General features: G+C 67.9%; 10 protein-coding genes. All 10 read left to right on the top strand.

The window, feature by feature from the left end:
* Nucleotides 1-7 precede the first annotated feature (7 nt).
* The 10 genes from ACLIJ1_RS17075 to ACLIJ1_RS17030 all read left to right on the top strand — a co-directional run bounded on the left by ACLIJ1_RS17075 (nt 8) and on the right by ACLIJ1_RS17030 (nt 12286).
* Complete coding sequence (locus ACLIJ1_RS17075; protein ID WP_411366737.1) at nt 8-319, top strand: lipid asymmetry maintenance protein MlaB; 312 nt, start codon at nt 8-10, stop codon at nt 317-319.
* Nucleotides 316-2415: a chemotaxis protein CheA gene (locus ACLIJ1_RS17070; protein WP_411366736.1), complete on the top strand. Its 2100-nt coding sequence runs from the start codon at nt 316-318 to the stop codon at nt 2413-2415. The genes ACLIJ1_RS17075 and ACLIJ1_RS17070 overlap by 4 nt, the downstream gene beginning before the upstream one ends.
* Before the next feature lie 9 nt (nt 2416-2424).
* Nucleotides 2425-5175 (top strand): methyl-accepting chemotaxis protein, encoded by a 2751-nt coding sequence (locus ACLIJ1_RS17065; RefSeq protein ID WP_411366735.1) that lies wholly within the window; start codon nt 2425-2427, stop codon nt 5173-5175.
* A 44-nt stretch (nt 5176-5219) separates the two neighbouring features.
* The gene (locus ACLIJ1_RS17060) at nt 5220-7376 is read left to right on the top strand and encodes a methyl-accepting chemotaxis protein (RefSeq protein ID WP_411366734.1); all 2157 of its coding nucleotides are present in this window, start codon (nt 5220-5222) and stop codon (nt 7374-7376) included.
* 11 nt (nt 7377-7387) lie between these two features.
* On the top strand, nt 7388-7906 hold the full coding sequence (locus ACLIJ1_RS17055) for a chemotaxis protein CheW (protein WP_411366733.1): 519 nt from the start codon (nt 7388-7390) through the stop codon (nt 7904-7906).
* A 25-nt stretch (nt 7907-7931) separates the two neighbouring features.
* The gene (locus ACLIJ1_RS17050) at nt 7932-8747 is read left to right on the top strand and encodes a CheR family methyltransferase (RefSeq protein ID WP_411366732.1); all 816 of its coding nucleotides are present in this window, start codon (nt 7932-7934) and stop codon (nt 8745-8747) included.
* Nucleotides 8744-9262: a chemotaxis protein CheD gene (locus ACLIJ1_RS17045; RefSeq protein WP_411366731.1), complete on the top strand. Its 519-nt coding sequence runs from the start codon at nt 8744-8746 to the stop codon at nt 9260-9262. Before ACLIJ1_RS17050 ends, ACLIJ1_RS17045 begins: the two co-directional genes overlap by 4 nt.
* An 11-nt stretch (nt 9263-9273) precedes the next feature.
* Nucleotides 9274-10326, top strand: coding sequence for a protein-glutamate methylesterase/protein-glutamine glutaminase (locus ACLIJ1_RS17040; protein WP_411366730.1), 1053 nt, complete (start codon nt 9274-9276; stop codon nt 10324-10326).
* A gap of 86 nt (nt 10327-10412) precedes the next feature.
* Complete coding sequence (locus tag ACLIJ1_RS17035; RefSeq protein WP_411366729.1) at nt 10413-11615, top strand: PAS domain S-box protein; 1203 nt, start codon at nt 10413-10415, stop codon at nt 11613-11615.
* Nucleotides 11612-12286: a response regulator gene (locus tag ACLIJ1_RS17030; protein ID WP_411366728.1), complete on the top strand. Its 675-nt coding sequence runs from the start codon at nt 11612-11614 to the stop codon at nt 12284-12286. Before ACLIJ1_RS17035 ends, ACLIJ1_RS17030 begins: the two co-directional genes overlap by 4 nt.
* The last annotated feature ends 69 nt before the right edge of the window (nt 12287-12355 follow it).

Raw genomic sequence — 12355 nt, 5'->3', positions numbered from 1 at the left:
AGTCGCCATGACACCGAGCCGGGGCCTGCCGCCCGAACTGACCATCTACACCGCGGGCGATGTCCGCACCCAGTGTCTGGCCTGGCTGGGCTCTCCGGCCGACGAGGGCGAAGACGATGGCTGGGCGCTGGACGCCGCGGCGGTCGAACAGGTGGATGCCGCCGGCGTGCAGCTGCTGGTGTCGCTGGCCCGTTCGCTGGACGGGCTCTCGCGCCCGCTGCAGCTGCAGCGACCCAGCGCTCCCCTGACCGATGCCTGCGCCGCCCTCGGGCTGGGCGACTGGCTGTCGACCCGCACCGCGCCTGGAGCGACCGCATGAACCACCACGACGCCGACCAGAGTTTCATCGCAGAGGCCCTGCCGGCCTTCATCAGCGAGTCGGACGAGCAGCTCGAAACCATCGAGCACCTGCTGCTGGAGCTGGAAGACCAGCCCGACAACCACGAACTGCTGGGCGCGCTGTTCCGTTGCGCGCACACGGTCAAAGGATCGGCCGGTATCTTCGGTCTGGACGAGGTGGTGGCGTTCACGCACCACGTCGAGACCCTGCTGGACAAGTTGCGCGATGGCCTGGTCGGCTTCACCCCCGACATGGGCACGCTGCTGCTGCAGTGCAACGACCAGATCCGCTTCCTGATCCACGTGGCCCAGTCGGGTGAGTCGGCCAGCGCCGACGACACCGCCCGCCGCGCCGACCTGGAGGCGCGCCTGCAGGCTTTCAGTGGCGACGGCGCGACCGCCCATGCGCCATCTGCCGTCGCCGCAGCGCCGGAGCCGGTCACCGGCGACGACAGCGGGTTGCAGACCTGGTCAGTGCAGGTGGCCTTTCTGGCCGACACGTTCCGCAACGGCATGGACCCGCTGGCGGTCCTCAACTATGTGCGCGGCCTGGGCACCATCACGCGCATCGACTGCGATGTGTCGGCGGTGCCGGTGCTCGACGCCCTCGACCCTGAAAGCTGCCACCTCGGTTTCTCGTTCGATCTGGACACGCCGGCCGATCTGGCCACGATCGAAGCGGCCTTCAGCTTCGTGCGCGAAGACTGCACGCTGACCATCACGCCGCCGCCCGCCGCCGCGCCGTCCCCGGCACCGGGAGCGGTCGAGAGCGCGGTGGCCGCCGTGGCCGAAACACGGCCCGCCACCACCGCCGCCGCCAAGGCCCCCGCCGCTGGCGGCAAGGCGCGCGAAGGCGGCGAAGACCAGCGCTTCATCCGCGTGCAGGCCGACCGGCTCGACGCCGTGATCAACCTGCTGGGGGAACTCGTGATCGCCGGCGCCGGCGCCTCGCTGCTGGCCCGCCAGTCGCGCCAGGGCTCGCTGATCGAGGCCAACGAACAGATCAACCAGCTGATCGAGGAAATCCGCAACGGCACGCTGCAGCTGCGCATGGTGCCGATCGGCGAGACCTTCACGCGCTTCCGGCGCGTGGTGCGCGACACCGCGGCCGAGCTGGGCAAGGACGTGCAGCTGGAGATCGTCGGCGGCGACACCGAGCTGGACAAGTCGGTGGTCGAGCGCATCGCCGATCCGCTGATGCACCTGGTGCGCAACGGACTGGACCACGGGCTGGAGACGCCCGAACAGCGCATTGCCGCCGGCAAGCCGCCGCAAGGCAAGCTCGTTCTCTCGGCCTGCCACGAATCCGGCAGCATCCTGATCCGCATCTCCGACGACGGCCGCGGCGTGCAGCGCGACAAGGTGCTGGCCCGCGCCTGGGAGCGCGGCCTGCTGGAGCAGGGCGTGGTGCCCGGCGACGCCGACATCCTCAAGCTGATCTTCGAACCGGGCTTCTCGACCGCCGAGAAAGTCACCAACCTCAGCGGACGCGGCGTCGGCATGGACGTCGTGCGCCGCAACATCGAAGCCCTGCGCGGCACCGTGCTGCTCACCAGCGACGCAGGCGCGGGATCGACCATCGAGATCCGCCTGCCGCTCACGCTGGCCATCATCGACGGCTTCCTGATCGGCGTCGGCGAATCGCGCTTCATCTTCCCGCTCGACGCGGTGGTCGAGGTGATCGAAAGCCGCGCCAGCGCGACCGAGATGGACGCCAGCGGGCGCGGTGTCGTCGAGCTGCGCGGCCAGGCCCTGCCGGTGGTCAGCCTGCGCCAGCTGTATGCGCTGGAGCCCTCCGCCAGCGACCGCGTGAGCATCGTCGTGATCCGTTCCGGCGGCATGCGCTACGGCGTGATGGTCGACCAGCTGCTGGGCCAGCACCAGACCGTGATCAAGCCGCTGGGCCGCATGTTCCGCAGCCTGCGTGGCATGTCGGGCTCGTCGATCCTGGGCAACGGCGACGTGGCCCTGATCTTCGACGTGGCCTCCCTGTGTCAGCTGGCCACCCACCCGCCTGGCCGTCCTTCCGCTGGCGCTTCCTTCCGCAACCCCCTGGCCGATTCCACGCATCCCTGAGGAGCTTCCATGACCCCGAACGACTTTCCCTTCCTGGCCCGACTGTTCGCGGGCGAACCGCTCACCAGCCTGTGTGAGCAGCTGGACACGAAGACCGAGGCGCTGGCCGACACCGGCGCCAGACTCGATGCGCTGGAGCTGAGCCACCAGCAGCTCAAGGCCGAAGCCACGGGCCTGCTGTCGGCCATCGACACCGGCTACGCCTACATCGAGTTCGACACCGAGGGCACGGTGCTCAAGGCCAATGGCAATTTCTGCCGCCTGCTCGGCTACCGCAGCGAAGAGATCGTCGGCCGGCACCACCGCCTGTTCGTCGACCCGGTGTACGCGGGATCGCCGGCCTACATGGGCTTCTGGAGCGCGCTCAACGCCGGGCAGACCCAGGCTGACGTGTTCCGTCGCATCGGCAAGGACGGCCAGGAGCTCTGGATCCAGGCCACCTACGCGCCGGTCAAGGACGAGACGGGCCGCGTCGTCAAGGTGGTCAAGATCGCGACCGACGTGACCGCGACCCGCCTGCAGGCGGCCGACTGGAGCGGCCAGATCGACGCGATCGGCAAGGCCCAGGCCGTGATCGAGTTCGACCTGAACGGCAAGGTGCTGTCGGCCAACGACAACTTCCTGCGGACCCTGGGCTACATGCTGGACGAGGTGGTGGGTCAGCACCACAGCCTGTTCGTCGATGCGGCCTACCGTTCCTCACCCGAGTACCGGGTGTTCTGGGACAAGCTGGGCCGCGGTGAATACGACGCCGGCCAGTACAAGCGCATCGGCAAGGGCGGCCGGGAAGTGTGGATTCAGGCTTCCTACAACCCGATCTTCGACCTCAGCGGCAAACCGTTCAAGGTCGTCAAGTACGCCACCGACATCACCGCGCAGAAGCTGCAGGCGGCCGACTGGAGCGGCCAGCTCGATGCCATCAGCAAGGCGCAGGCCGTGATCGAGTTCGACCTGAACGGCAAGGTCCAGACCGCCAACGAGAACTTCCTCCAGACCCTGGGCTACACGCTCGACGAGGTGAAGGGCCAGCACCACAGCCTGTTCGTCGACCCGGCCTACCGCGCCAGTGCCGAGTACCGGATGTTCTGGGACAAGCTGGGCCGCGGCGAATACGACGCCGGACAGTACAAGCGCATCGGCAAGGGCGGCAAGGAGGTCTGGATCCAGGCCTCCTACAACCCGATCCTCGACATGAGCGGCAAGCCGTTCAAGGTCGTCAAGTACGCCACCGACATCACGGCGCAGAAGCTGCAGGCGGCCGACTGGAGCGGCCAGCTCGACGCCATCAGCAAGGCGCAGGCCGTGATCGAGTTCGACCTCACGGGCAAGGTGCTGTTCGCCAACGACAACTTCCTGAACACGCTGGGCTACGCGCTGACGGAAATCCAGGGCCACCACCACAGCATGTTCGTCGACGCGGTCGAGCGTTCGCAGCCGGCCTACCGCGAGTTCTGGGAGCGTCTGTCGCGCGGACAGTTCGACGCCGGCCGTTACCGCCGCATCGGCAAGGGCGGCAAGGAAATCTGGATCCAGGCCTCCTACAACCCGATCTACGACATGAACGGCAAGGCCTTCAAGGTCGTCAAGTACGCCACCGACGTGACCGAGCAGGTCCGGGCCGCCGACATGCTGGCGACCGTGGTGGAGCAGGCGCAGTCGGCCACCGCTGCCGCGCGCGAGGGCGACCTCGAACAGCGCATCCCGCTCGAAGGCAAGAGCGGCGCGCCGCTGGCCCTGTGCGAAGGCATCAACTCGCTGCTGGAAACCAGCGAGGTCATCTTCGGTGACGTCGGTCGCGTGTTCAGCGCGCTGGCCAACGGCGACCTGTCGCAGCGCATCGAGCGCGACTACGCCGGCACCTTCCAGCGCGTCAAGGAAGACGCCAACGCCAGCTGCGTCAAGCTCTCCAGCGTGATGGACGAGGTGCGTTCGGCGGCCGAAGCCCTGACAGGCGCAGCCAACCAGGTGAGCGCGACGGCGCAGAGCCTGTCGCAGGCGGCCAGCGAACAGGCTTCGTCGGTGGAAGAGACGACGGCCTCGATCGAACTGATGTCCGCCTCGATCTCGCAGAACAGCGACAACGCCCGCGTGACCGACAGCATGGCCACCAAGGCCAGCAAGGAAGCGGGCGACGGCGGTCAGGCGGTGACGCAGACGGTGCAGGCGATGAAACAGATCGCCGCCAAGATCAGCATCGTCGACGACATCGCCTACCAGACCAACCTGCTCGCCTTGAACGCTGCGATCGAAGCGGCGCGTGCGGGCGAACACGGCAAGGGCTTTGCGGTGGTGGCGGCCGAAGTGCGCAAGCTGGCCGAACGCAGCCAGGAAGCGGCCAAGGAAATCGGCGACCTGGCCGAACACAGCGTGTCCACCGCCGAGCGGGCGGGCAAGCTGCTGGGCGAGATCGTGCCCTCGATCCAGCGCACCTCGGAGCTGGTGCAGGAGATCTCGGCCGCGTCAAGCGAGCAGAGCCAGTCGGTCACACAGATCGGCGGGGCGATGGGACAACTTTCCAAGGCGACGCAGCAGAACGCGTCCGCCTCGGAAGAGCTGGCGGCGACCTCCGAAGAGCTCTCGGGCCAGGCCGAACAGCTGCAGCAGGCGGTCTCGTTCTTCGGCTCGGGCGAGCAGGACATCGTGGTGCGCAAGGTGGCCAACGGAGAACCGGCGCCGCGGCGCGCCGCAGCAGGCCTGCGCATGGCCGCTGTCGCCGGGGCGCCCGTGCCGCGCTCCAGCGGCAATTTCCGGCCCTACTGAACCGGTTTCCCCGGGCAAACACACAACAAGAAAAGGATCCCGCCATGAGTACCCACCAAGTCTCCTGGGCCGCCCGCGTCTTTGCCGGCAGTGAACTGGACCAGCTCAACGAAGCGCTGGAGCAGCAGTCGCGCGCGCGCGCCGAAGCCGAGGCATCGCTGGCCGAGATCAAGGCCCGGCTGGACACCGTCGAGGCCGAGCTCAAGGTCCGCACGGACATCATGAACGAGACCAGCATCGTCTCGGAAGCGGACAAGAAGGGCGACATCCTGTCCATCAACGAGAAGTTCATCGAGGTCTCGAAGTACTCGCGCGAAGAACTGATCGGCCAGCCGCACAACACGACCCGGCACCCCGACATGTCCAAGGAGGTGTTCAAGCAGATGTGGTCGACGATCGGCCGCGGCCAGATGTTCCGCGGGATGATCAAGAACCGCGCCAAGGACGGCACGCCGTACTACGTCGATGCGGTGATCGCCCCCATCCTGGGCGAGAACGGCAAGCCGATGAAGTACCTGGGCGTGCGCTACGACATCACGACTTCGGAGATCGAGCGCCAGAACGCGCGCGGCATCCTGGCCGCCATCGACACCTCCTATGCCTACATCGAGTTCGACCTTGGCGGGCACGTGCTGAGCGCCAACGACAACTTCCTCAAGGTGATGGGCTACCGCAGTGAGGAGGTGGTGGGACACCACCACCGCATGTTCGTCGATCCGGCCGAGGTGAACGCACCGGCCTACGCGCAGTTCTGGCGCGACCTCAACGACGGCAAGCCCCAGAACAATGTGTTCCGCCGGGTGGAAAAGTCGGGCCATGACGTCTGGATACAGGCGGTTTACGCCCCGGTGAAGGACGAGATGGGCCGCGTGGTCAAGATCGTCAAGATCGCCACCGATGTCACGGCGGATGTGGTGGGCCAGCGCATGTTGCGCGAAGCGGTGGAGCACGCGCAGAAGGTGACATCGGCCGCCATGGCCGGCGACCTGTCCCAGCGCATTCCGATGGAAGGCAAGAGCGGCCCGATCGCCGACCTGTGCACCGGCGTCAACGCGCTGATGGAAACCAGCTCGGTGATCTTTGAAGACGTCGGCCGAGTGTTCAGCGCGCTGGCCAACGGTGACCTGACCCAGCGCATCACGCGCGACTATGCAGGCACCTTCAACCAGGTCAAAGTCGACGCCAACGCCACCAGCGAAACCCTGGCCGGAATCGTCGATGACGTGGGCCGTGTGTTTTCGGGCCTCGCCAACGGCGACCTGTCGCAGCGCATCGAGCGCAGTGCGGCCGGTACCTTCGAGCAGGTCAAGAACGATGCCAATTCCAGCTGCGAGAAGCTGTTCAGCATCATTGAGGAAGTGCGCTCGGCGGCCGAAGCCCTGACAGGCGCGGCCAACCAGGTGAGCGCGACGGCGCAGAGCCTGTCGCAGGCGGCCAGCGAACAGGCTTCGTCGGTGGAAGAGACGACGGCCTCGATCGAGCTGATGTCCGCCTCGATCTCGCAGAACAGCGACAACGCGCGCGTGACCGACAGCATGGCCACCAAGGCCAGCAAGGAAGCGGGCGACGGCGGTCAGGCGGTGACGCAGACGGTGCAGGCGATGAAACAGATCGCCGCCAAGATCAGCATCGTCGACGACATCGCCTACCAGACCAACCTGCTCGCCTTGAACGCTGCGATCGAAGCGGCGCGTGCGGGCGAACACGGCAAGGGCTTTGCGGTGGTGGCGGCCGAAGTGCGCAAGCTGGCCGAACGCAGCCAGGAAGCGGCCAAGGAAATCGGCGACCTGGCCGAACACAGCGTGTCCACCGCCGAGCGGGCGGGCAAGCTGCTGGGCGAGATCGTGCCCTCGATCCAGCGCACCTCGGAGCTGGTGCAGGAGATCTCGGCCGCGTCAAGCGAGCAGAGCCAGTCGGTCACACAGATCGGCGGGGCGATGGGACAACTTTCCAAGGCGACGCAGCAGAACGCGTCCGCCTCGGAAGAGCTGGCGGCGACCTCCGAAGAGCTCTCGGGCCAGGCCGAACAGCTGCAGCAGGCGGTCTCGTTCTTCGGCTCGGGCGAGCAGGACATCGTGGTGCGCAAGGTGGCCAACGGAGAGCCGGCGCCACGCCGCGCCGGAGCAGGCCTGCGCATGGCGGCTGTCGCCGGGGCACCGGTGCCGCGCGCGGGCGGCGCCGCCAACTTCCGGCCCTATTGAAGGAGCACACCATGGCGACACAGAAATCTGCAGCCACCGGCGATGGCGCTGGCGGCAGCCAGTTCCTCACCTTCCTGCTGGGCAAGGAGGTGTTTGCGATGGACATCCGCACCGTGCGGGAAATCATCCAGTACGGGCCACTGACCCTGGTGCCGCTGATGCCCGACTTCGTGCGCGGCGTCATCAACCTGCGTGGCGCCGTGGTGCCGGTGATCGACCTGCACGCGCGCTTCGGGCGTCCGGTGGCCGAGATCGGCAAGAAGACCTGCATCGTGATCTTCGACGCGGTGCGCGAAGGCGAACGGGTGGAGCTGGGCCTGCTGGTCGACGCGGTCAGCGAAGTCATCGACATCGCCGACGACCAGATCGAGCCGCCGCCGAGTTTCGGCACCGCCGTGCGGCGCGACTTCATCCAGGGCATGGGCAAGATCGACGACCGCTTCGTGATCATCCTGGAGCCGGACAAGGCCTTCGATGTCGACGACATGGCCCGGCTCTGCGAGGCGACCCAGGAATCGGCCCCGGCCTGATGCGTGACCCCAACCGGCCCCTGCCATGACCCAACTGCACGACCACACCTACCGCAAGATCACCGGCCTGATGCACGAGCTTTGCGGCATGTCGTTCTCCGACGCCAAGAAGCCGCTGGTGTCCTCACGCTTGTGGCCGCGCATCCAGCGGCTCGGGCTGGACAACTACGAGACCTATTTCGACCTGATCGCGGGCGGTCGCGACGACGGTGAACTGCAGGTGGCGATCGACCTGCTGACGACCAACGAGACCTATTTCTTCCGGGAGCCGGCGCACTTCGACATCCTGCAGCGCGAGGTGCTGGCCACGCGCCCCCCTTCGCTGTCGGTGTGGAGCGCGGCCTCATCGTTCGGCGACGAGGCTTACAGCGTGGCGATGCTGCTGTCGGACCTGCAGACCAAGGCCCAGGGTCCGGCGCAGTGGAGCGTGCTGGGCACCGACATCAGCGACCGGGTGCTGCGCAGCGCCTCGCAGGCGATCTATCCGGCCGAGCGCCTGCGCCAGGTGTCGGAGGAACGGCTGCGCCGCTACTGCCTGCGCGGTGAAGGAGAGTCCGAGGGACTGGTGCAGATCAAGGAGAGCCTGCGCCGCCGTGTGCGTTTCGGCCAGGTCAACCTCTGCCTGTCGGTCGAGGGCATCGGACCGTTCGACGTCGTGTTCCTGCGCAACGTGCTGATCTATTTCGACCCGCCGACCAAGAGCGGGGTGGTCGACCGGGTGCTGACCCTGCTGCGGCCGGGTGGGCTGTTTTTCATCGGCACCGCCGAAGGGCGGGTGCCTTGTTCGACACCCTTGCAGGTGCTGGGCCCGGGAGCGTTCCGCAAAGGCGCCGCGTCATGAGGACTCGCCTGGCCCGCGCACGGCCGGAGCGTGCACCCTGGCCGTTCATGGAAGGCCGGCCCCGGTTGCACACCCTGCATCCGGGCGACGTGGCCTGCGCGTTGCGCGGCGAAGAGCTCGAGACCCTGCTGGGTTCCTGCGTTGCCGTGATCCTGACCGATCCGCGCCGCACCGTGGCGGCAATGTGCCACATCGTCCACACGGTGGCGGTGCAGGACCCGGGCCGGCGCACCAGCGCCCACGGGACGGCGGCGTTCGACGCCATGGACCGCCTGCTGATCGCGCGCGGCATCCAGCCGCAGATGTGCGACGCCTGGGTGTTCGGTGGCGGCAACATGTTTCCGGACCTCTACCGCAAGAAACACATTGGCGATTCCAACGCCGACTGGGTGATGCACATGCTCGCGCAGCGCGGCGTGCGCGTGCTGCGCGACGACCTGGGCGGTCGCTACTACCGCCGCGTGCGCTGGACGGTGGGTGACGAAGAGCCGCAGGTGCACTGCGTGCCGGTGTGAGGGGAGGAACCATGGCAATACAGGTTTATGTGGTCGACGATTCGGCGGTGGTGCGGCAGACGCTGATGCACCTGCTGCAGGGCGACCCGGAGATTCATCTGCTGGGCAGTGCGCCCAATCCGTTGCTGGCCGCGCCGGCGATCCGCAAGAACCGGCCCGACGTGCTGCTGCTGGACATCGAGATGCCCGGCATGGACGGGCTGACCTTCCTGCGCCAGATCATGGAGGAGTCGCCGATCCCGACCGTGATCTGTTCGACCCTGACCACCGACGGCAGCCGCATGGCGCTCGAAGCGCTGGCGGCCGGGGCGGTGGCGGTGGTGGCCAAGCCGCGGCTGGGCCTCAAGCAGTTTCTGGAAGAGTCGCGCCGCGAACTGTTGCAGACGCTGCGCACGGCGGCGCGCGCCAAGCCCGTGTGCAGTGCGGGCGCGGTGGTGCGGGCGCAGGCCGCGGCCCAGCGGGCACCGGTGGCCGGCCTGCATGCGCTGTCGGTCAACAAGCCGGTCGTCCTGGGTGCGTCGACCGGCGGCACGCAGGCGATCGAATCGGTGCTCACCGCCTTGCCACCCGACAGCCCCGGCATGGCCATCGTGCTGCACATGCCCGAAAAATTCACGGCGATGTACGCGCAGCGGCTGGACGGTCTGTGCGCGGTGCAGGTGCGCGAAGCGCGCGACGGCGACCGGCTGGAGCGCGGCGTGGTGCTGATCGCGCCTGGCGGGCGCCACATGCAGCTGCGCAAGAAAGCCGGCCAGTACTTCGTGGCGGTGGTCGACGGTCCGCCGGTCAACCGCCACAAGCCGTCGGTGGACGTGCTGTTCCGATCGGCCGCCGAATGCGCCGGGCGCGACGCGCTGGCCATCATCCTCACCGGCATGGGCGACGACGGCGCGCGCGGCATGAAAGCGCTGCACGACCTGGGCGCCCGCACCGTGGCGCAGGACGAGGCCAGCTGTGTGGTCTACGGCATGCCCAAGGAAGCGGTCGCGCTGGGCGCGGTCGACGACGTGCTGCCGATCGGCCAGGTGGCGCGCGCGATCACGGCGTTCGACGCGCGGGGCTGAGTCCGCCCGCTGAGGCTGTCCAGCGGCGCACCGGCATTGGCCGGTCAGGGCGAGGCCCGGGCACATCGATTGCTTGCGCGGGTCCCATGACCCTCGAAGCCCCTGTCCAGATGACCCGTTCGCCCGCCGTCGGGTCCTGGCGCGACCCGGTGGCGTTGCTGCTGGCCTCCACCGGCGAAGGCATCTACGGTGTGGACCTGGACGGCGCCTGCGTGTTCATCAACCCGGCGGGCGCCCGGCTGATTGGCTACGAGCCGCACGAGGTGATCGGGCGCAACATGCACGAGCTGACGCACCACGCACGCCCGGATGGTTCCGCCTATCCCGAGGCCGAGTGCCCGATCTTCAATGCGTTTCGCCGCGGCCTGCCCTGCCGCATCGACAGCGAGGTGTTCTGGCGCCGCGACGGCTCCTGTTTCCCGGTCGAGTACTCCAGCCACCCGGTGATCGAAGACGCCCAGGTGCGCGGCGCGGTGGTGACCTTCGTGGACATCACCGACCGCAAGCGCGCGGCCGACGCGCTGCAGCGGGCCAAGGACCAGCTGGAGGAACGTGTGCGTGAGCGCACGCTCGCGCTGGAGACAGCGCTGCGGCGCGTGCGTGAACTGGCCGCCTGGTCCGAGACCGTGCGCGAGGAAGAGCGCACGCGCATTGCGCGCGAGGTGCACGACGAACTCGGCAGCCTGCTGGTGGCGCTCAAGATGGACGTCAACTGGATGGACAAACGCCTGTCCGAACAGCAGCAGCGCAGCCCCGAGGCGGCCGAGGACATGCGCACCCGCATGCGCTGCAAGTGCCAGAACATGAGCCGCCTGATCGAAAGCGCGGTCGACAACGTGGGCCGCATCATCACCGACCTGCGTCCCAGCATCCTGGATCACCAGGGCCTTTGGGCGGCGCTGGAGTGGCAGGCGCAGGAGTTTGTGGCTTCGGCCGAGCTGGCACTGGACTGGTGCATGGAGGTGGACGACACCCCCGAGCCGCCCGAACCGATGGCCATGGCGGTGTTCCGCATCTTCCAGGAGATGCTGAGCAACGTCGGTCGGCACGCGCAGGCGCGGCACTTGCGGGTGGTGATCGCCGTGGCCGCGGGTGAGCTGTCGCTGACGGTGCAGGACGATGGCGTGGGCGCGCCGGCCCAGGCTTTCGAAGCCGGCGACGCCTACGGCGTGATGGGCATGCGCGAACGCGCGCGGCACTTCGGTGGTCTGATTCACATCGCCAGTGCGCCGGGGCAGGGGACACGGATGCGCCTGCAACTGTGCCTGACCGGAAAGGAGCCCACATGAATGGCGTGCTCACCGACACCCTGCGCGTGCTGATCGGCGACGACCACCGCATCGTGCGCGAAGGGCTCAAGCAGATCCTGGCCGACGCGCCCGACGTTCTGGTGGTGGCCGAGGCGCAGACCGGTCCCGAAGTGCTGGCCCAAGTGGAACAGCTGCAGGGGCGCACTGGCCTGGACCTCGTGCTGCTGGACATCGCGCTGCCTGGCATCGACGGTCTGGACGTGCTGCAGCAGCTCAAGCGCGAGCACCCGAAGCTGCCGGTGCTGATGCTCAGCACCTACCCCGAAAAACAGTATGCCGTGCGCTGCATCAAGCTCGGCGCCAGCGGCTATCTCAACAAGAGCGCAGACCCCGACGACATGCTCGCCGCGGTGCGCAAGGTGGCCGCCGGCGGCGTGTTCCTCACGCCGGCCACCGCCGAGGCGCTGGCCACCGCGGTGGGGCAGGGCAGCGCGCAGGCCGGGCCGGAAGCGCTGTCGCACCGCGAGCACCAGGTCTACCGACTGCTCACGCAGGGCCAGACCGTGAGCGAAATTGGTGCGCAGCTCGGTCTGGCTCCCAACACGGTGAGCACCTACCGTGCGCGCATCCTCGAAAAGACCGGCACCAAGAACGACGTCGAGCTCGCGCTCTACGCCGAACGCCACGCGCGCACCCGGCCAGGCGTCTGAATCGCCGGGTTTTGTAGGGCTGGCCCTACAAGCCATCGTCAGAGCCTCCACGAAATGCAGCACGCAGGC

Origin of the sequence: Hydrogenophaga sp. RWCD_12 (genome assembly GCF_046604225.1) — a bacterium.
GTDB lineage: Bacteria > Pseudomonadota > Gammaproteobacteria > Burkholderiales > Burkholderiaceae_C > Hydrogenophaga.
This window is presented reverse-complemented; position numbering and strand designations above follow the sequence as displayed.